Consider the following 18,947-nt stretch of genomic DNA (forward strand, 5'->3'; position numbering starts at 1 on the left):
AGACAGGGTAGATCCCACTCGGGAACCCCGAACATCGGCGAACAGCAAACAACCCTCAAAACAAGACGGTCACTTCATATTGTCGAATCGTCGAGTTGATCCGTCCGAATGGCACTGATCGATCTCGATTCCACTGGGAGATACACTCTCGAACCACCCTCGGCAAACTCACTGGACTTCTCAACCATCCCCGCCTCGATCGCTTCCGCGGAATCCAGTCCGTGCTTAGCCGCATATTCACGCACATCGGCGGAGATGCGCATCGAACAGAACTTCGGACCACACATCGAGCAAAAATGGGCCGTCTTCGCTGGCTCCGCAGGCAACGTTTCGTCGTGAAATTCGCGGGCCGTGTCCGGGTCAAGCGATAGCGCGAACTGGTCGTGCCAGCGAAACTCGAATCGAGCCTTGGACAAGGCGTCATCACGCTCTTGTGCCCGAGGATGCTGCTTTGCCAGATCGGCGGCATGTGCTGCGATCTTGTAGGTGATAACACCTGTCTTGACATCGTCTCGATTCGGTAGACCCAGATGTTCCTTGGGCGTGACATAGCACAACATGGCCGTCCCGGCCTGCGCAATCATCGCGGCACCGATGGCGGAAGTGATGTGATCGTAAGCAGGCGCAATATCGGTCGATAATGGCCCCAGAGTATAGAACGGCGCTTCCTCACACAGTTCTTCCTCAAGTCGCACATTCTCTACGATCTTGTGCATAGGCACGTGGCCCGGACCTTCGATCATTACCTGTACGCCATGAGATTTCGCGATTTTCGTTAGTTCGCCAAGAGTTCGAAGCTCGGCGAACTGAGCCTCATCGTTGGCATCCGCGATCGACCCGGGTCGCAATCCGTCACCTAGCGAAAATGTGACGTCATAGCGGTGCAGAATCTCGCAGAGCTCCTCGAAGTGGGTGTACAAGAAAGACTCTCGATGGTGGGCGAGACACCAAGCCGCCATGATAGAACCGCCCCGGGAAACGATTCCCGTCACCCGTTTGACTGTAAGCGGGATGTAGCGAAGCAGAACACCTGCATGGACGGTCATATAGTCAACGCCCTGCTCGCACTGTTCGATCACGGTGTCGCGGTACAACTCCCAGGTCAGAGCAGTCGGGTCACCATTAACTTTCTCGAGAGCCTGATAAATCGGAACTGTTCCCACCGGAACCGGCGAATTACGCAGGATCCACTCTCTGGTCTCGTGGATGTTCTTCCCAGTCGATAGGTCCATGATGGTGTCGGCACCCCATCGGATTGCCCACACCATCTTCTCGACCTCTTCAGTGATCGAAGACGTGACGGCACTGTTACCGATATTCGCGTTGATTTTGACCGCGAATGCCTTGCCGATGATCATGGGTTCGAGTTCGGGATGGCGACGGTTCGCCGGGATCACTGCACGTCCCGCCGCAACTTCCTCTCGGATGAACTCCGGTGAGACATCTTCCCGAATAGCGCAGTACTGCACCTCGGGGGTGATGATGCCGGCGCGAGCAGCGTCGAGTTGAGTGCCCTCTCGCTCGGTCGACCGCGGCCCGCGGCGGCGGGGCAACCCAGCCGCGACGTCGATGACGACGTCCGTGTCGGTGTAAGGGCCGGAAGTGTCGTACACGTCGAGATGGTCGCCGTTGCTGAGTTGGATTCGTCGTGCCGGGACCCGAATCCCGCCGAATCCTTCGGTGTATTTCTTGATGCTGCCCTGGATCGGGCCGGTTGTGACAGAGGCGATTGCGGATACAGCTGTGCCCATTGTGGATGCTCCCTACGCCGGCATTACCCGGTCAGGTTCGACGGTCGACGGCCCTAGCCGTCCTCTCAGCCCGCTGGTGCGAGCCCCCGTGGACTACGTCTGTGACGCACGGATGTGCCATCACTGGATCCAGATGCTACCCGCTTGCACGTGGCACCTCTCATCGGCCCTCACAAGCCCTGTACGACAATGTAATCCGTGTCGACTACACCTGCCCACACCTGCGCAAGGTGCTCCGCCAGGCTCGTTCGCGGTCGGAAGTGAAAGTTCGTCATCGCTCTAGCACTGCCGGACCGCTCGATAATGTCATTCACCGTCGACGCTGCGTAGCTGACTCTATTGAGCTCGGCATCGTAGATTCGAAAGCTGGATCTCTACGCCACGCCGAGGATTCGGCCGGTGCGGTCGAGGTTTACGTCAACAGCATCCTGATCTGCATCTACTTGGGTTTCGAGGCCGGGCATGAGTATCCGCAATGTCGACTCCCATCGTTCGCGGTAGGCCGGGAAGCACCTAGTGAGAAGGTCGACCATCACAGAAGGCGCAATCGAGGCGCCCGGTGACGCGCCGAGCAGGCCGGCAATGGTCCCATCGGCACCGACGACCAATTCAGTCCCGAAGGTCAGCACGCCGATCTTACGGGGGTGCGGCTTGATCAACTGGGCACGCTGACCAGCCTGGACCAACTCCCAGTCAGCGGGGTCGGCGCCGGGGTAGAAATGCCTCAGCTGTGCGAACTTTCGTTTCCGTGAGGCCAGCAACTCACCGATCAAATAGCGCAGAAGCGGCAGGTTCTGGATGCCGACTGCCAGGAGCGGGGCGATGTTGCGTAGCCGGATAGTGGTGAACAAATCGACGAGACGACCTCTCCTGAGAAGCCGGGTGCTGAACGTCGCGTAGGGACCGAACATCAGAGACTCGATGCCGGCGACGACACGCTTGTCGAGGTGGGGTACAGACATCGGCGGGGCACCGACGGATGCTTGACTGTAAACCTTCGCGGAGTGCTGTGCAACGACATCGGGGTTGTCGGTTCGTAGGAATTGCGCACCGAGGGGAAACACTGCATAGCCGCGGACCTCTGGAATCTTGGCCTTCTGCAGGAGCTTGAGGGCATATCCTCCAGCACCGACGAAGACGAACCGGGACTTGATCCGGAAGCGATCGCCGCAACTGTGGTCGCGGCCTGTCACGGTCCACTGACCGGTGCCTCCCCGGGAAAGCCCGATGACTTCGTGTCGCAGGCGGATCTGTGCGCCGCGGTCGACCATGACGTCGGTCAGTGCCCGAGTCAGTGCACCGAAGTCGATGTCGGTGCCGCCTTCGTAGCGCGTTGCGGCGATCGACCCGGCATCGGTGCGTCCGTCCATCAACAGGGGCGCCCATTGTCGGACGAGGTCGGGATCCTCGGTGTGCTCCATCGCAGAGAACAACGGCGAGCGGCGCAGTGTGACAAACCGATTTCGCAGGTATTCGACGTCGCGGTCGCCGAATACGACGTCCATGTGCGGTGTCGGGTTGATGAACGACGCACAAGCGGGGAGGTCACCATCCTCAACGAGTGCGGCCCAGAACTGGCGTGAGAGATGAAACTGGCGTCCGATGGTCTCGGCCTTCGTCGAGTCGCCGGGATCAGGCATGTAGTTGAGTTCGCACAGCCCGGCATGGCCCGTGCCGGCATTGTTCCACGGACTCGAACTCTCGCCTGCAAGTTCGTCGAGCCTCTCGAGCATGACAATCGACCAGTCGGGCTGCAACCTGGCAAGCAATGCCCCCAACGTCGCGGACATGATGCCGCCTCCGACGAGGACGAGGTCGACCACCTCGTCTCCGATACCCGTTCCGCCGCTTACCGATTCACTGTGGTTCATGGGATCACACTCCTTGCCTCCGGACGTGGCATCCAGGGTGCTCCCCCAGCACTCATCCGTCCAATGAATGAATCGAGGTCTTATGATCTAAATATGGATCGGTTTCTGTCGGACGAGGCTGCGGCTACAGTTCCGTTATTGGCTGCCTTCGACACCGCAGCACGCGAAGGCCACATCACCCGCGCCGCCGACTTGTTGGGAGTGCCACAGTCGTCATTGAGTCGACGCCTCAAAGCGTTGGAACAAACGCTGGGAGTTTCTCTGTTCCAACAGGTCGGCCGCGGAGTCGCCCTCACCGCCGCCGGACGTGAACTCCATGAACGAACCGGCGACCTCGTGTGGGCCCTCGACGACGCGGTGAACGCGGTGCGCAGCAACGCCGACCCCGACAGCGGCCTCGTGCGTTTCGGGTTCCCGCTCACTCTCGGACCTGTGAGCATTCCCTCGATGCTCGCCGAGTTCCACCAGGAGGCACCGAGAATCCGACTTCATCTTGTGCAAGCACATGGCGAAGCACTTGCCGGAATGGTGCGCGATGGTCGCCTCGATCTCGCGGTGATGATCCCGCCACCGGACGACCTGCCTGTGACTGTCTTGGGGCGCCAACGCCTCCTGCTTCATGTCGCACGCACCCATCCCCTGGCCGGACGAGCGGAGGTCGACCTCGCCGAACTCACAGAGGAACAGTTCATCGCCAACCCGCCGTCCTATCACTTGAGGAAGTCCCTCGACTCATGTTGCACTACTGAAGGATTCACTCCAAACGTAGCCTTCGAGATCAGCGAGTTCGAGACGATCCGCGTTCTTGTCGGGCACGGCCTCGGCATCGCTGTGCTGCCATCCGCGGAAACCCCACATCCCGATCTCGTGACCATACCCATGCCCCGGGTAGGCGATCGGACCATCGGACTCGCAACGGGCAATCATCAGTCGACCGCCGCCGTGGCACGACTCCATGACCACATCGCTCACCACACCCACAAATTCATCACGAACGCCGCGATGCCGGCTACATAAGAACCTGCCGCACGAGCACCCCTTGCCGAGCACTTCTGCGTTCCTAGGCGTATCGAATGGTCTGCGCGACAGCGACCTCCACCATCACGTTGCCGAGAGGCAACAACTCCGGCTCACAAGCTGCCGATAACTCTGCACCGATCTGCAAGATTTCGCCGGGACACCTCAATTGCGAAACTTATACGGTCATACCCGTGCAGTACTCCTGCAAGAACGTGCAGTTCGCAAGAGACACCCGCCTCGTGCAGACCTTGCGCGTAGGCGATGCACTCGTCCCTGAAGATGTCGAGTTCGCCCACCTCGATATAAGCGGCGGGAAGCCCGGAGAAATCCTCCAGGCGAGCAGGCACGGCAACCGGGGAAACTGCATCGGTTCCGAAATCATCCCCCAACACAGCTTTCCAACACGTCCAGTTGTTGTCATAAGTCCATGCGACCACGTTCTCCAATCCCGAATCCGGTTCAGTGGTGCGGTCATCGAGCATCGGGTAAATGAGGATCTGTTTCGCCAGCTGCACTCCTCGGTCGCGCGCAAGGATCGCAATTCCGGCAGCGACACCGCCACCACCGCTGTCACCCATCACAGCCACTCGAGTACCGTCCACCCCAAGGTCACCGGCATGCTCGAGAAGCCATTGAAGACCGGTGAATCCGTCTTCTGCCAAACCAGTTCCCGTACGCTCCGGAGCTAGTCGGTAGCCCACGAGGAGCATCGGGACAGTCGATTCCTGGACGTAATACCGCGCGAGCCCGTCGTAGTAGTCGAGTTTGCCGCCGATCATCCCTCCTCCATGCAAGTACACGACAGCAGGACACCTAGTCGAGGGGTCGGAATCAATGAAGTACCAGCGTAATTCGATGTCACTACCGTCGGGGGCAGAGGTAATGTACGAACTCATGAGGACGTCGGACGACGGCGGCGAGGGAACCCCTGCCATACCCTCATCGAGCAACGCTCGAAGGCCGAGTGCATCGCCACGCTCGGGGAGCGTCGGGATGCCGTTGGCCATCATTTCCTCCGTCAACGCTGCGACTACCGCCGCAAGTTCCGGATCGATCATGTCCATCGATGCCATCTTCTGTCCTCTTCAGGATTCGGCCAGTCTCCGAGAACTGGATAAGCGAAACTAACGAACAGCTGTACGATTGTTTTCGCTAACGGACAACTGTAGGTTTGTCGTCGTGTCACCGAGAATCTAGGAGGCGTCAGTGGGCAAAATCGGGATACCTCCCGTACCAGTTATACGTGAAAGAGACCCGATAAACCCTCGGTCGACTAGAACACGACACCAACTACCTTTCGCACTCGAACCGCACCACCAGCTCGTTCGCCTTCACCCGAGGCAAGAATGTGGCGTAGCTGGATCAACAATCACTGCGCCCCGCTACCGGTCGCGACGTTTCTCGTCGGCAGAACCCCACCTCTCTTGATTGCGCAGACCACCCACCACCCATTACCAGTCCATCGAACGGAGCAACACGCATGAGTACCAGGACCTACGCGATCACCGGTGCAGGATCAGGAATCGGCAAGGCAACCGCAGATCTTCTCGCTGAGTCAGGCCACCGAATCATCGGGATCGATCTTCGTGACGCCGACATCAACATCGATTTGTCCGACCCCACCGACCGCAACGCACTCCCTGATTTGGTGGCCGAGCTAGCCCCAGACGGGCTCGACGCCATCCTTGCAATCGCCGGCGGCCCTCCGAACGTCAACTACTTCGGAGCAATCGCGACTCTGAACGGACTTCGTCCACTCCTCGCGGGTTCAACCGCGCCGCGAGCCGTGGCCGTGACCTCGTTCGCGGCGCTCAATGAGGTCGACGACCGGCTTCTCGCCGCCTATCTCGAAGGAGACGAAGAGAAAACAGCGGTAGAAACCGAACGAATCACCGCGTCAGGAAGAACTGATCTTCTCTATCCTTCCTCGAAACGTGCACTGTCTCAGTGGCTTCGACGTGAGTCGATCACACCCCAATGGGCAGGAAACGGCATTCCCCTCAACGGCGTGGCACCCGGAATCATTCGCACACCGATGACTTTCTCAATCCTGGAGAATGAGGACAGTCGTCAATCACTTCTCGACATGGTGCCGATGCCCCTCAACGGCCCAGCCGATGCCCACGTCCCGGCAAAGCTGGTGGCTTGGCTTGCCAGCGAAGAGAACTCACATGTCACCGGGCAAGTAATCTTCCTCGATGGCGGAGCTGACGCCACTGTCCGCGGCGATGCAATCTTCGCCCGACAGCAGTAGATCGCAGTTCACCCTCCCCATCCAAGGTGGCCACCCAATGCTGCTCTAGTGGTGGAATCGCTCGAACTAGAGCAACTAAGCGTCCTGGCGTGTAGCGGGACCTGCTTCGATGACTTCTTTTCATTCAGACCTCGCGCTCTTCGCATGAGATCAAACCGAAAGACCCCCAACGGATAGCTCGAGGGTCCTCGCAACATCGGCGATTGTTTTGCTGGATGCAGTAACCGCAATGACGCTCGACTGGGGTATCCCAGTCGAGCGTTTTCTGCGAACACTCGCCAAAGCACCGTTCACGGCATTCCCCGACCGCCAACCGAACGAGTCACCTTCGGAAAAGTCTGCCGAATAAACCTATTGGACTGGTGCCCTCTGAATCCGTTGCGGCGGAAGGCCCCCATTCCAGGCGATTCTCGCAGCGGCCGGCGAGGCCTACAGGCCGGGAAGTGACCGCAATGAGGTCAATGTGGCCGTACAGGCTTTGGCCGCCTCGGCCCCCTTCTTCTCGAAGTGCTCAGTAAAATAGGCAGTATGTTCACTGTGCTCATGAAAGTGATGTGGAGTCAACACGATTGAAAATACCGGCACACCAGTATCGAGTTGAACCCGCATAAGCCCGTCAATGACCGCAGTCGATACGAACTCATGCCGGTAGATGCCGCCGTCGACCACCAGTGCCGCGGCAACGACCGCATCGTATCGACCACTGAGCGCCAACCGTTGGGCGTGTAATGGAATCTCGAATGCTCCCGGCACCTCGAAGAACTCCACCCGTTCCTTGCTGTATCCCAGCGTGGTCACCTCATCGGAAAAGCCTTTGCGCGCACGGTCGACAATGTTGCGATGCCAAGTGGCCTGAATGAAAGCGATCTGACCTTGACTGTTTTTCATCATGATTCTCTCCTGTTCATGGGAACTACGACGCGGCAGAATCAGGCCACTGAATGAACCGTCCGAATTACTTTCCGCCACTAAATTTCGACGTAACGATTCTCCAGCGGCGGTCAGACGTCTTGCGCGACGTAGTCGGCACCGACCAAAATCTTGCGGATCGTATCGACATCACTGCCCATCTGCTCTATCAAGCCTTCGATCGAGTCAAAGGACTCCACATCACGCACATGTGCGACAAAGGAGATCTCAACCGCAACTCCGTACAGTTCGAGGTCGGTGCGGTCCAGAACGTAGCTTTCGATACGCCGATCGCGTACACCCTCGAATGTCGGATTCGTGCCGACGCTGATCGCCGCGGGGTAAATGTCCCGCGTATCCATCCGCCTCAACCAGCCGGCGTAAACACCATCCGTGGGTACGTCCTGTTGGTAGTCCACCGGCACGTTGGCGGTAGGGAAACCAAGTTGACGACCACGCTGGTCTCCGTAGACCACGACGCCATGCACAGGAGAGGAAGGGAGCAAACCCTGTGTTGCATTGAAGATTAGGCTGTGCGTGTCCGGCGTTGAGCATGACTCGACAACTCGTTGGGCGAGGAGCTCTCGGGGTGTCGCAGATTCCGTTGCCATTTTCGATTCCTCCGGAAGGTGTGAGTGTGGGTCGGACTTCATGCTTGATTGCCCGGACAAAGTCGGGGCGCCGCCACCGACGCCCTCGTAATCCTGGCAGCTGCTGGATTCAGAGTTGCCTCATTACCGCTGTTGCGTAACGACATCCGGGCTATTCGTGCGTCAGGGCACTTGTCCCGATGCCGTCGCCGGTAGCGAAAGTGCGCTGAGTAGGCGCCCGGCGAGGTATCAGGAAGACGAGAATCATCGCGATGAGAACTCCGATGATCGCAAGACCGATCGCAATGCCGTAGGCGCTGACTTGTGGAAACTGCGTGCCTGGAACGACCGCGCTCGACAACACGACTGCAAACGCCGAGATGCCTACACTCTTGCAAATTGCCCCTACGACGACGACTACCCCCATCCCTTCTCCCATGTTTTCCTGAGGAAGGAATTCTGCGAGCAAGTTGGGAATCGCCGACAGGACAAAGGTGAGACCCGTGCCGCCGAGTATCAACAGCGCAATCATCACTGGCAGGTTTTCTCGTAGGAAATAGAAGCCGGGCAGTGTTACCAACTGGATCGCAATCCCGATCCCGATCGGCGTCCTCGCCCCCGATATTCGGGCGAGCCTGCCGGACAGTGGAGTGAAAAGGAAACCCACGATGGAAAGCACCAGCGCTATTTGGCCGAACTGAGACGGTGTGAGCCCTAGCCCCACAGGCGCAGAGGTGGGCCCCTGGAACAGAATTGGTTGAACCAATTGCATTCCGCCCAGCGCTCCGAATGTCACGAAGGCAAAAATTCCGAGAGTCAGTGCGTACTGCGATTTGGCAAGCAGACGAAGGTTCAGCAGGGGGTTCTCCACGCGCAACTCCCACAGGACCCAGATCGTTCCGACGACGACTCCGAGGCCGATGCCGCAGAGCACGGTCGGACTCCCCCATCCTTTGGTCTGCGAAGACGTTGCGCCGTAAAGAATTAGGGCAAGTGCAGGAACAAAGAGAGCACCGCCGACAAAATCGATACGTTCGCCCTTTACCCGGGTAACGGGCGATCGTTCGATACCGACTGCGCACACCACGGCAGCGAAAGCCGCGAGTGCCGCCGCGACGATGAAGATTGCTTGCCAGCCGACGTGCTCGATCAGTAGACCCGACACGTAGAAGCCGGCCGCACCGGCCAAAGTCTGAACGCCCGCAACAACCGAAAGCGTTACCGGTACACGCCTGGGCAGCACAGCTTCGCGCGCGACGCCGAGAACAAGTGGAAGCACCGCCCCCGAAACGCCTTGAAGTGTGCGACCGACAACAACTGCCGTGAACGTTCCGACAGCTACGCTGACTACCGAGCCGATGATGGACAGCAGCAGGACGATTATCAGAACCTTCTTACGTCCGAAGAGGTCGCCAAGCCTGCCTCCGATCGCGGCGGATGCTCCGACCATCAAGTAGAACCCGGTAAATGCCCATCCGATATCGGCCGTCGTGACATTGAAGTCAGCGATCAGTTTCGGGACTACCGCAATAAGCATGCCTGCCTCGAACGCGCCGGTCGACTCTGCTGCGACCATGGCCATGAGGACCAGCAAGTACGGCTTCCGACGAGTCTCGGACGAAGTAGTTGGCACCGTTGATCCATCCATTTTCTTCTTTATCCCTTTTCAAGTCGAGCACGAAGAGTCTCGAGCATCTGCAAGGAGGAACAGGCTTGAATATGCCTCTTACAGAGCTGATTTGGCGGTTACGGAACGATCTCGAGTTCACCCGGTGGCGACGCAGTCACACGGGATATCTCGGTAGTGATGATTCGAAGTGCCCACTCAGCATCAGGGATATGGATTCGAAGCCGTCGGGGAACTCAGCAGCGTTGATGTGATCGGCTTGCCGTCCTGGAAGTTACCCACGGCGCACTCTAGAAGATTTTCTGCGCGGCAAGATCATTCGAGTGTCCGGTGTTACCGGTCCGTCTTCTACGGAAATCCGGTTCAGGGCCCCGGACGCCGTGCGCCGGGCCCTGAACCGAACAGATCATCCGAAGTCGTGGTAGTCCACGACCACACCGTCACGGAATGTCAGAAATGTGGCCAGATCGAGGCTGATTTTTTCGCCCGCAGCAGCCATACCCGGAACATCCACAGTCGGAGTGACTGTCCAGGTGTGACGAACGACGACTCGATCGGGACCAAGGACGTCCAGTGATTGGCGGTCGACGAAGGTCTTGCCCGGCATCATCTGCCCGGACGCTTCGAACATCGCCATGATCGCCGACCGTCCCGCCAACGTCCCCCCACGATTGTGGTGGGTCAGCTGAGCATCCTTACCGAACACTGACTCGAGGCGGCCAAGATCTCCGCTGTTGTAGGCATCGATGAACTTCTCAGCGTCTGCTGTCGGGTCGATGGTTTGATTGCTCATGTTCACTCCTCATGGGTCAAAAGATGTGCCGACTCTGTCCGTCTGAACAGAGTCGCTCTGGGAAACTACTGCCCAACATCGATGGAAAGTTGTCAGATCCACTGGGGACTAACACTTTACAATCGTTAGCCGACACGTTGATTGCCGGCCATGATCATGCCGTTCGTTCTGGGCGGAACCCCTGAAACGCCTGTGATGCCTGTGTTGCCTGCACCCTCAGCGACCGCGACGGACATCCTTGTACGGAAGGTCACGGTCGGCCGAATACTCACGCGGCATCCCGAGTACTCGCTCCGCGATGATGTTGCGGGCAATCTCGGTGGTGCCGCCACCCATACAGGCTGCCTGTCGCGTGATGAACGTTTCGCCGATCGCGCGGTCGCCGATTGTGCCTGCAAGGGAAACGATCCCGTGCGAGCCACCGATCTCGAGTGCGATCTCGGTTTGGCGAAGGTGCCCCAGCCCACTGAACAGACGAATGATCGAAGCGGACGACGCCGGCAGGCTCTCTGTTCGCATGCCTGTGACAACGCGCTCGACCAGATGCTGCTGCACCTTGCCCATCGCATGCGACTCTGCGATCAGCTCCCGCACGTGACGGTCCTCCGAGCGACCCGTTCGGCGAGCGATATCGATCATTCCCTCGGTTGGCGAACGCCGCTTCGGCCCCATCAACTTTCCGCTTACGTACTGCGAGCCACCGCCTACGGAGTTGCGCTCATGGAACATCTGGCGCGATGCCACTTCCCAACCGCCGTTGATTTCACCAACGACGTTCGCGACAGGAACCTCGACGTTGTCGAAGAATTCCTGACAGAACTCCTCATTTCCGTTCACCTGCCTGATGCGACGGATTTCGATACCAGGCTGGTGCACCTTGAGGAGGAACATTGTCAGCCCTCGGTGCTTGGGGGCATCCCAGTCCGTACGAGCCAGGCATAGTGCGTAATCCGCTGCGTAGGCCCACGAACTCCAGATCTTCGACCCGTTCAGAATAAAGACGTCACCGTCGCGGGTGGCGCGTGTAACCACCCCGGCGAGGTCGGATCCACAACTGGGCTCGGAGAGAAACTGCACCAGCGCTTCCTCGCCGCGGATCATCGCCGACAGATGCTGCTTCTTCTGCTCTTCGGTACCCATATCGAGGATGGTCGGGCCACAAATGCTGAACGTCGGCGAGTTGAGCAACTGCGGCATCTCGTAGCCGACGACCTCTTCGTTAAAGGCATTCTGGTGTGCAGGCGTCAGGCCCTGACCGCCATATTCCTTCGGATAGCACAACCCTGCAAAACCGCCGCTGTACAACAACTTCTGCAGTTCGCTGGCGCGTTCCCACGCGGCTTCGTCGTAATCTTCGCTCTCAGGTTCGTCGCCCGTAACCGGCTTTGCCAGAGGTAGGTTGGCGGCGATCCAGTTCTTGGCTCGCGATCGGAAGGACTCGACATCCTCGATAGCGTCAATCTCGGTCGGTGATCCCATAATGACTCCCCTTTGTGTCAAACGCCGATGATCGTGGCAAGTCGCTCACGATGCTCGGATGGTGTGCCCCAGCTGACCCGATTCACCGTCGCGCGGCGCAGGTATAGGTGGATGTCGTGTTCCCAGGTGATTCCGATCCCGCCATGCAGCTGGACACAGTCCTGGATGATGTCGGTTGCTACCTGTCCGATGTAGGACTTCGCGATGCTCACCATTTCGGCGGCCTCCGGTGATCGGTTTTCTACCGCTCGCGCCGCGGCAGCAGTAGTGCCCTGCGAAGCCTCGAGCCACATCTTCATATCGGCGACGCGATGCTTGAGCGCCTGATAGGACGCGAGCGGGCGACCGAACGAGTATCGGTCGAACATCCACTGAAGCGTGTCTTCGAGCACGCGGCTGATGACGCCAACCAGTTCAGCGCACTGAAGCACGACCGCGATTTGCAATTGTCGCTCGATTGCCTGCCCGGTCTCGTCACCCGAAAAGACCAGTGCCGAACTGGGGATCCGCACACCATCGAAGCTGACCTGCGAGTACTGGCGGACGAGATCAATACCGGTCAGCGGCGTGATCGTCAATCCAGGCAAGTCGGTTGGCACGAGATACTGGGCGAGTCCGTCGTCGCGGCGCGCAGTCACGAGTATGTACTCGGATTGCTCGGCGGACTCGACCCGATCTTTGACGCCGGTCAACACGAGTTCGTCGCCTTCCGAAGCGGCTACCAGCTGAGTACCAGCGGGATCCCAGCCTCGGTCGATCTCACACATGGCGTAGGTAGCGACCGCGTCCCCTGCCATCAGCTGTTCAATTACCTTCACGTGCGCCGACATGTTGCTTGATTCCGACAGAGCGGCAGCTACCACGTTCGCCACGACAAGCGGTCCGGGCGACACAAGTCGACCCATCTCTTCCGCGACGATCGCCATGTCGAGCAGACCAGCCCCCGAAATGCTGTCGCCTCCGGATTTCTCACTCACCAACATCGACATCCAGCCGAGTTCGGCACCTCGCTGCCACCAGTCGCGGTCGAAGCCTTTGCCGCTTTCGGCCAGCTCACGAACCTTTTCCAGCGACGATTCCTTTTCCAGAAATTCCTTTGTCGTCCCGCGGAACAGTTGCTGATCCGGGGTTAGTTCGAACTCCACCGAGTCTCCTCCTAAATGCCTACCCGTCCGGGCTTCGCCGGTACGGCCATCGAGCGCCTGTCACTTGCCGCCGCTAAAGCCCCTGAAAACTGTTGCGACAGAAATCTCTTCGTCTCCACCGTGGGGTCTGTGCCAGTGGCGCAGCCGCACTGTCGGGGGGCTTATCGAGAGCGGCGCGTGGAAGTGACACCGATTCGAGCAATCTCGACACGATGCATCGAATGTTCGAATGTCATCAATATATTGAGGGTGGGTACCGCCGTCAAGACCCAGAAATTGCCACTTGACCAGAGATCGCAAGACCCATAGTTTGATACTTCCTGAATGATTGAAAAAGTATGGACCGAAAAGGGAGAAATGAAGGCACTCGAGGTTGATCCCGACAATGTGTTCAGCACTGCCGAAGAGGTGGGCGATGCACTGCGCACCGTCGGATACCTCGCCGATGATCGGATTGCCCAAGCCGTTCATCTCGGCTACCGGCTACAAAAGCCGGTTCTCGTCGAAGGACCAGCCGGAACAGGAAAGACAGAACTAGCCAAATCTGTTGCTCTGGCAACTAATTCACAACTGATCCGACTCCAGTGCTATGAAGGACTCGACGAGTCCAAGGCACTCTACGAGTGGGACTACCGCAAACAGCTACTGCACCTCCAAGCCCGTGGGCAGAAAGAACCAGGGTCAATCACAACAGAACCCGAACTCGACCTGTTCGACGAATATTTCCTGCTGACTCGACCACTGCTGAAAGCCATCAGGAGCACCGATTCGGTTGTCCTACTTATCGACGAGGTCGATCGCATCGACGTTCAGACCGAGGCTCTTTTACTCGAGGTGCTGTCCGAATACCAGGTGTCGATACCTGAACTGGGCACGGTCACTGCAACGCGCATCCCCGCCGTGTTCTTGACGTCCAACAACAGCCGCGATCTGTCCGACGCCCTCAAGCGCCGGTGCCTGTATTTGAACATCGACTACCCGAGTGCCGAGCGAGAAAGAGACATCATCGCCGCTCGAGTACCGGGAATCTCACTGCAGCTCGCTGAGACCGTTTCCGAGGTGATTCGTTCATTGCGTTCGATGAACCTGTCGAAGAAGCCGTCAATTTCGGAAACTCTCGACTGGGCCCGCACTTTGACGATTCTCAACGTCGACGAGGTCAGCTCGGACGTCCTCCTCGACACCCTGCCGGTACTGCTGAAAAATCAGTCCGACATAGCACTGGCAACGAAAGAACTCGCCGAGACACCTCGATGAACCACCCGCACCGCTCAGTCCGAAAGAAAACGCAGCACACTCTCGATGGCGTAGAAACTCGCCGGCGTGGAAAAATGGTCGGTTCCGGGCAGCGTCACCAGCGTTGCGGTCGGCAGCGCCGCAACCAGACCTGCAGCAGTACCGGCAAAGTCGTTCTCGCCCATAACAACAAGCGTCGGCAATCTGATCTCGGCCAATTCTTCGGCACTGAGCTGCGGACGATCCATCCGCAGGAAGCGTGCTACGGCGAATCGATCATTGCCCACGCCGACAACGAGCCGGCGGATAGTCCGGGCCGTTCCTGCCGAAGGCTCGTCATCTGCTTCGAGGGCATCCACGATCGTCCCCAGCATCGCGTCACCGGCGCCTTCACCTGGATCCCCGACGCCCAGCACAGCGATTCTCCGGAATGCAGCAGGACACCGCGCTGCAGCCCTGAGCAGTGCGTGCCCGCCAGCCGAAAAGCCCACCGCATCAACCTGTTTACCCTCGGATGGACAGCCCCGCAATACAACATCAGCCGGATCCTCCGATGCCGATACGGAATCGACTCCGTGACCGGGAAGCGCTACGCCAATGACGTTGCGGCCCTCCCCTTCCAAAATATCGACCCATCCGGTGGCCTGCCAATTGTGGTCGAAGGACGATCCGACACCGTGGACCATCAAGACAGGTTCATGAGGCATGGAATCAGCGTATCCGAAACATCGACCGTAGTGAGCACCTCATGAGAGCTGCTGTCGAAGGTCTGATCTGGGAGCTACGCGACATTGGCCTACCGATCTCTGTGTCCGAACACATCGACGCGTTGCGCGTACTACGCCACATCGAGTTGGGGAACCGGACAGCCGTAAAATTCGCGCTCGCAAGTGTTCTCGTCAAGAACAATGCTCACGAGTCCGCCTTTTCAACGGTCTTCGATATCTATTTCGGCATGCGCAGTATCGTACCGACCGAGGAATCAGCCACCAGGAGTAGACCGTTCGAAGACGTCGACGAAGCAGAACTCCGACAACTTCTGCTCGGTGCGCTCGAGGAGGAGGGACAGCCTTCGCTGCTTCTCCGCTTGATTGCAGCTGAGATGATTGGTCGGCATGCCGGAATCCAGCCTGGGCGTGCAGTTGCCGGCACGTACTACGTGTTCCGAACCCTGAGGATGGTCGACCCGAATCGCCTGCTGGCCGAGTTGATCGCCCGCGACAGCTCGAGCATCAGCGATCCGCTGCTAAATCGGTTGCGCCGCGACAAGTTCCAACAGAATGTGACAACATTCGAGCAGGAGATCGGGGCAGAGATTCGCCGCTTCCTCGTTGCCGACAGAGGTGCCGAAGCCATCGCCGAGACCTTGCGCCGGCCACTGCCTGAGGACGTCGAGTTTCTCACCGCGTCATTGAAGGTCATCGAAGAATTGCGACCGGTGATCACTCCGATGAGCAGGAAACTCACCGATCGGCTAGCGCGTCACAGTCACCGTAATGGCGCGCTGGACATCCGGCGAACCGTCCGGCGGTCGATGTCGGTTGGGGGACACCGATCGAACCCGTGTTTCGCCGCCCCCGACTCGCCAAGCCCGAGTTATACGTGCTCGCTGACATTTCCGGCTCAGTCGCGACGTTCGCGGCCTTTGCACTTCAACTGACTTACGCCCTCCGCTCCGAGTTCAGTCGGGTGCGAAGCTTCGTCTTCATGGATGGGCTCGATGAAGTAACCTCGATCCTCGCTGAGTCGGACACGATCATGGGCGCGAGCCAGAGAATAAACGAAGAGGGACTCGGCGTTTGGCTCAACGGTCACAGTGACTACGGCAATGCACTCGACACGTTCTGGCAGCGGTTCGGGGAACAGATCAATTCGCGCTCGATCGTGTTGATACTGGGCGATGCGCGAACCAACTATCACGCTACCCGGGCAGGGATCGTCGGTGACATACGTCGCCGGGCCGCCGATGTATTCTGGCTCAACCCAGAATCAAAGACTATGTGGGACACCGGCGATTCAATTATCGGCCGGTATGGTGAGCATTGCAGTGGAGTCTTCGAGTTCCGCAACCTCAAACAACTAGGCGCTTTCGTCGAACAGCTGGCTTGAGGCCTCGGAGAGAAAGAGCCGCCCCGAGAGCCTGCCTGTGAATCACAATCTTCTTACTACACACCAATTTCGGCCAATTTGTAGCTCGGCACCCGATAAATACATTGGGCGCCATTACTAAGGAGTTCGACATGATCATTCGCATCTCAGACCTCGAGGTCACTGTGCACGAGAGCGACGACCTCAACCGCATGCACGTAGAGTCCGACTCCGACCACATCGCAATCGACACCGCACTACGCAGCTCTGGGCTTGGCCACCTGGGCGAAGAGAACAGCGTGGTTCTCGATACGGCAGCGCTACGATCACGCTGCACTGACCCGACGCCGGATTGGGAGCGACGTTGGGCTGCAATGATGGACTACGCAACCAAGAAGGGTTGGACTCGCGATGGCGGCCGAAGCATCGTCGCGCACATCGAGTCTCAGTAACGTCGGAACACACCCACGTGGAGATCCTCGGATTCGCGACGGCTGGTTCAGCGGCGACTCCCGGGATCGCCCGACGACTCCAGCCCTATCCGAACACGACTTGCCATGTTCTCTCCCTCCCCCTGTGAGGAGCAAGAGAACATGGCAAGGGCCAGAACCGAATCAGGCAGGTTCGAACGCCAGCAGCGTCCAATCATCAGTAGCGTGGACGTAGCGCACCCGGACCGGGGCCCCGATCTTTACGTCCTCGGGGTCGACACCGAGCAACCCGCCCACCATCCGGAATCCTTCAGCCATCGTTACGTGCACAATCACATATGGCACATCGGCCTGAAACGCTTCGGTGGGCCCACGACGGATCACCGAATACGTATAGATGGTGCCTTCGCCAACTACCGGCGCCCAGACTGCCGCGACGGACTGGCACGACGGGCACAGCTCTTTGGGCACATAGCGGTAGGTACCGCACGCCTCACACCGTTGCACCGCAACCTTGTTCGACTTGAGTGACTGCCAGAACGGTGTCTGCCAGGCCGGGATATCGTCGGGTAGGAACTTGTCATAAGTGTTCATCGCCGCTACGCCCTTCCTAAGATTGCGGAGAAATTGTTCTGCATTGCGCCGCCGACTCCACTGAGATACGCCAGCTCGGCACCCTGCACCTGTCGCTCTCCCGAATCGCCCCGGAGCTGTTCGACGAGCTCGATCAAGGTAAACAGACTGCAAGAGCCCGCATGGCTGAACGAAAGGAAGCCCCCGGCGGTGTTGGTGGGCAACGAGCCGCCCACGCGCAGTGCTCCAGATTCCGCGAAAGGTCCGCCTTCACCGACAGCGCAAAATCCTGCCGACTCCAGACCGAACACAACGTTGATGGTGAAGTGATCGGCAATTCCGGCCACATCGATATCGGTACGCGCAACCCCGGCTGTCTTGAATGCCGTGTCGGCAGCCAACTTCGCCGCCGGAAAAGTGGCCAGATCCGGGCTGGCATTGGGATCGATGTGACTGTGGCCTTCGCCGTAGCCCATCAGCTGCACAGGACGGTGCTTCAAGTCCCGAGCGCGGTCCAGACTCGTCACCACAATCGCACCGCCGCCTTGGTTGATCGCACAGCAATCCAGTAGGTGCAGCGGATCCGCGATCATCCGAGAACTGAGGACGTCGTCGACTGTGAGATCGCCCCTCGACCCGTACACGGAAAGCGGATGCAAGACGGCGCCTTGACGCTGTGCAACGGCGATCTCTGCGAGTTGCTCAGGCGTCGTGCCGAATTCATACATATGCCGCATCGCCAACACCGCATAGTCGGATACGCGCGTCGTTCCGTAGACGTACTCGTACGGCCCGCTGAGCTTCGCCATGGTCTTGACTGCTTCATCGCGGTTCACACTGGTCAAGCCGGGAGCCTTCCCAGCCGCTGCGGTCGCGATCACCACTACATCAGCCAAACCAGCCGACACGGCGTAGACAGCAAGGTGCACGTTGGCAGCTGCGGACGCCGCACCAATTGCTGCGGTTGCATGAAACCGCAACGGTTTTCCGAGCGTGTCGTAGCCGAGCGCAGCACCGGGAAGTGCGGCACGGATGCCGGTACCCTGCGGGGCTTCCCCCACCAGACCATCAATATCGCCTACCTCGAGGCCTGCGTCCGCGCAGGCTCCCGCTACCGCCTCCCACCATACTTCCGACTGGACTCGGTCGGACAAGTCACCTTGTTCTGTCAGGTGAATGC

General features: G+C 58.9%; 18 protein-coding genes. 6 read left to right on the top strand and 12 right to left on the bottom strand.

What is annotated here, in order from left to right; genetic code table 11:
• Positions 1–74: 74 nt before the first annotated feature.
• Positions 75–1,751: a phosphomethylpyrimidine synthase ThiC gene (thiC, locus tag BDB13_RS19560; protein WP_094273172.1), complete on the bottom strand. Its 1,677-nt coding sequence runs from the start codon at positions 1,749–1,751 to the stop codon at positions 75–77.
• Between the two features lie 374 nt (positions 1,752–2,125).
• Complete coding sequence (mqo, locus tag BDB13_RS19565) at positions 2,126–3,622, bottom strand: malate dehydrogenase (quinone) (RefSeq protein WP_094273174.1); 1,497 nt, start codon at positions 3,620–3,622, stop codon at positions 2,126–2,128.
• Positions 3,623–3,715: 93 nt separating this feature from the next.
• Here mqo and BDB13_RS19570 point away from each other — a divergent pair, with 93 nt between their 5' ends.
• Positions 3,716–4,639, top strand: coding sequence for a LysR family transcriptional regulator (locus BDB13_RS19570; RefSeq protein WP_094273176.1), 924 nt, complete (start codon positions 3,716–3,718; stop codon positions 4,637–4,639).
• A 113-nt stretch (positions 4,640–4,752) separates the two neighbouring features.
• Here the strand turns inward: BDB13_RS19570 and BDB13_RS19575 are convergent, their stop codons facing one another.
• Positions 4,753–5,715: an alpha/beta hydrolase gene (locus tag BDB13_RS19575; protein ID WP_217902137.1), complete on the bottom strand. Its 963-nt coding sequence runs from the start codon at positions 5,713–5,715 to the stop codon at positions 4,753–4,755.
• 407 nt (positions 5,716–6,122) lie between these two features.
• On the opposite strand from BDB13_RS19575, the gene BDB13_RS19580 reads away from it, so the two are divergent.
• A complete protein-coding gene (locus BDB13_RS19580; RefSeq protein WP_094273178.1) occupies positions 6,123–6,896 on the top strand; it encodes an SDR family oxidoreductase in 774 nt (257 codons plus the stop codon).
• Between the two features lie 429 nt (positions 6,897–7,325).
• Here the strand turns inward: BDB13_RS19580 and BDB13_RS19585 are convergent, their stop codons facing one another.
• From BDB13_RS19585 to BDB13_RS19610, 6 genes are all read right to left on the bottom strand, one after another.
• Positions 7,326–7,784, bottom strand: coding sequence for a 6,7-dimethyl-8-ribityllumazine synthase (locus BDB13_RS19585; protein ID WP_094275041.1), 459 nt, complete (start codon positions 7,782–7,784; stop codon positions 7,326–7,328).
• Positions 7,785–7,897: 113 nt separating this feature from the next.
• A complete protein-coding gene (locus tag BDB13_RS19590; RefSeq protein WP_217902138.1) occupies positions 7,898–8,416 on the bottom strand; it encodes a riboflavin kinase in 519 nt (172 codons plus the stop codon).
• Positions 8,417–8,567: 151 nt separating this feature from the next.
• Positions 8,568–10,028 (bottom strand): MFS transporter, encoded by a 1,461-nt coding sequence (locus BDB13_RS19595; protein ID WP_176459629.1) that lies wholly within the window; start codon positions 10,026–10,028, stop codon positions 8,568–8,570.
• A 400-nt stretch (positions 10,029–10,428) separates the two neighbouring features.
• Complete coding sequence (locus BDB13_RS19600; protein WP_094273184.1) at positions 10,429–10,815, bottom strand: nuclear transport factor 2 family protein; 387 nt, start codon at positions 10,813–10,815, stop codon at positions 10,429–10,431.
• Positions 10,816–11,031: 216 nt separating this feature from the next.
• Positions 11,032–12,294 carry an acyl-CoA dehydrogenase family protein gene (locus tag BDB13_RS19605; protein ID WP_094273185.1) on the bottom strand — a complete coding sequence of 421 codons (1,263 nt, stop codon included), beginning with the start codon at positions 12,292–12,294 and terminating at the stop codon, positions 11,032–11,034.
• A 17-nt stretch (positions 12,295–12,311) separates the two neighbouring features.
• Positions 12,312–13,439 carry an acyl-CoA dehydrogenase family protein gene (locus BDB13_RS19610; RefSeq protein ID WP_094273187.1) on the bottom strand — a complete coding sequence of 376 codons (1,128 nt, stop codon included), beginning with the start codon at positions 13,437–13,439 and terminating at the stop codon, positions 12,312–12,314.
• Between the two features lie 324 nt (positions 13,440–13,763).
• Here BDB13_RS19610 and BDB13_RS19615 point away from each other — a divergent pair, with 324 nt between their 5' ends.
• A complete protein-coding gene (locus BDB13_RS19615; protein WP_254922883.1) occupies positions 13,764–14,696 on the top strand; it encodes an AAA family ATPase in 933 nt (310 codons plus the stop codon).
• Between the two features lie 14 nt (positions 14,697–14,710).
• Here BDB13_RS19615 and BDB13_RS19620 read toward each other — a convergent pair whose 3' ends face one another.
• Positions 14,711–15,382 (bottom strand): alpha/beta fold hydrolase, encoded by a 672-nt coding sequence (locus BDB13_RS19620; RefSeq protein WP_094273190.1) that lies wholly within the window; start codon positions 15,380–15,382, stop codon positions 14,711–14,713.
• A 41-nt stretch (positions 15,383–15,423) separates the two neighbouring features.
• Between BDB13_RS19620 and BDB13_RS31715 the strand changes: the two genes are divergently transcribed.
• The 3 genes from BDB13_RS31715 (at position 15,424) to BDB13_RS19635 (ending at position 17,215) form a co-directional block, all read left to right on the top strand.
• Positions 15,424–16,335 (top strand): hypothetical protein, encoded by a 912-nt coding sequence (locus BDB13_RS31715; RefSeq protein ID WP_141210666.1) that lies wholly within the window; start codon positions 15,424–15,426, stop codon positions 16,333–16,335.
• Positions 16,278–16,784, top strand: coding sequence for a VWA domain-containing protein (locus tag BDB13_RS19630; RefSeq protein ID WP_254922884.1), 507 nt, complete (start codon positions 16,278–16,280; stop codon positions 16,782–16,784). The genes BDB13_RS31715 and BDB13_RS19630 overlap by 58 nt, the downstream gene beginning before the upstream one ends.
• Before the next feature lie 131 nt (positions 16,785–16,915).
• Positions 16,916–17,215, top strand: coding sequence for a hypothetical protein (locus tag BDB13_RS19635; protein ID WP_094273195.1), 300 nt, complete (start codon positions 16,916–16,918; stop codon positions 17,213–17,215).
• 162 nt (positions 17,216–17,377) lie between these two features.
• Here the strand turns inward: BDB13_RS19635 and BDB13_RS19640 are convergent, their stop codons facing one another.
• Together BDB13_RS19640 and BDB13_RS19645 are read right to left on the bottom strand one after the other, a co-directional pair.
• The gene (locus BDB13_RS19640; protein WP_094273197.1) at positions 17,378–17,788 is read right to left on the bottom strand and encodes a Zn-ribbon domain-containing OB-fold protein; all 411 of its coding nucleotides are present in this window, start codon (positions 17,786–17,788) and stop codon (positions 17,378–17,380) included.
• 5 nt (positions 17,789–17,793) lie between these two features.
• Positions 17,794–18,921: a thiolase C-terminal domain-containing protein gene (locus BDB13_RS19645; protein ID WP_141210667.1), complete on the bottom strand. Its 1,128-nt coding sequence runs from the start codon at positions 18,919–18,921 to the stop codon at positions 17,794–17,796.
• Positions 18,922–18,947: the final 26 nt, after the last annotated feature.

The organism is Rhodococcus sp. OK302, assembly GCF_002245895.1.
Lineage (GTDB): Bacteria > Actinomycetota > Actinomycetes > Mycobacteriales > Mycobacteriaceae > Rhodococcus_F.

Excerpts from the sequence above, each read along its gene's own strand:
- thiC (WP_094273172.1), bottom strand. The coding sequence starts at position 1,751 with ATGGGCACAGCTGTATCCGCAATCGCCTCTGTCACAACCGGCCCGATC.
- mqo (WP_094273174.1), bottom strand. The coding sequence starts at position 3,622 with ATGAACCACAGTGAATCGGTAAGCGGCGGAACGGGTATCGGAGACGAG.
- BDB13_RS19570 (WP_094273176.1), top strand. The coding sequence starts at position 3,716 with ATGGATCGGTTTCTGTCGGACGAGGCTGCGGCTACAGTTCCGTTATTG.
- BDB13_RS19575 (WP_217902137.1), bottom strand. The coding sequence starts at position 5,715 with ATGGCATCGATGGACATGATCGATCCGGAACTTGCGGCGGTAGTCGCA.
- BDB13_RS19580 (WP_094273178.1), top strand. The coding sequence starts at position 6,123 with ATGAGTACCAGGACCTACGCGATCACCGGTGCAGGATCAGGAATCGGC.
- BDB13_RS19585 (WP_094275041.1), bottom strand. The coding sequence starts at position 7,784 with ATGAAAAACAGTCAAGGTCAGATCGCTTTCATTCAGGCCACTTGGCAT.
- BDB13_RS19590 (WP_217902138.1), bottom strand. The coding sequence starts at position 8,416 with ATGGCAACGGAATCTGCGACACCCCGAGAGCTCCTCGCCCAACGAGTT.
- BDB13_RS19600 (WP_094273184.1), bottom strand. The coding sequence starts at position 10,815 with ATGAGCAATCAAACCATCGACCCGACAGCAGACGCTGAGAAGTTCATC.
- BDB13_RS19605 (WP_094273185.1), bottom strand. The coding sequence starts at position 12,294 with ATGGGATCACCGACCGAGATTGACGCTATCGAGGATGTCGAGTCCTTC.
- BDB13_RS19615 (WP_254922883.1), top strand. The coding sequence starts at position 13,764 with ATGATTGAAAAAGTATGGACCGAAAAGGGAGAAATGAAGGCACTCGAG.
- BDB13_RS19620 (WP_094273190.1), bottom strand. The coding sequence starts at position 15,382 with ATGCCTCATGAACCTGTCTTGATGGTCCACGGTGTCGGATCGTCCTTC.
- BDB13_RS31715 (WP_141210666.1), top strand. The coding sequence starts at position 15,424 with ATGAGAGCTGCTGTCGAAGGTCTGATCTGGGAGCTACGCGACATTGGC.
- BDB13_RS19635 (WP_094273195.1), top strand. The coding sequence starts at position 16,916 with ATGATCATTCGCATCTCAGACCTCGAGGTCACTGTGCACGAGAGCGAC.
- BDB13_RS19640 (WP_094273197.1), bottom strand. The coding sequence starts at position 17,788 with ATGAACACTTATGACAAGTTCCTACCCGACGATATCCCGGCCTGGCAG.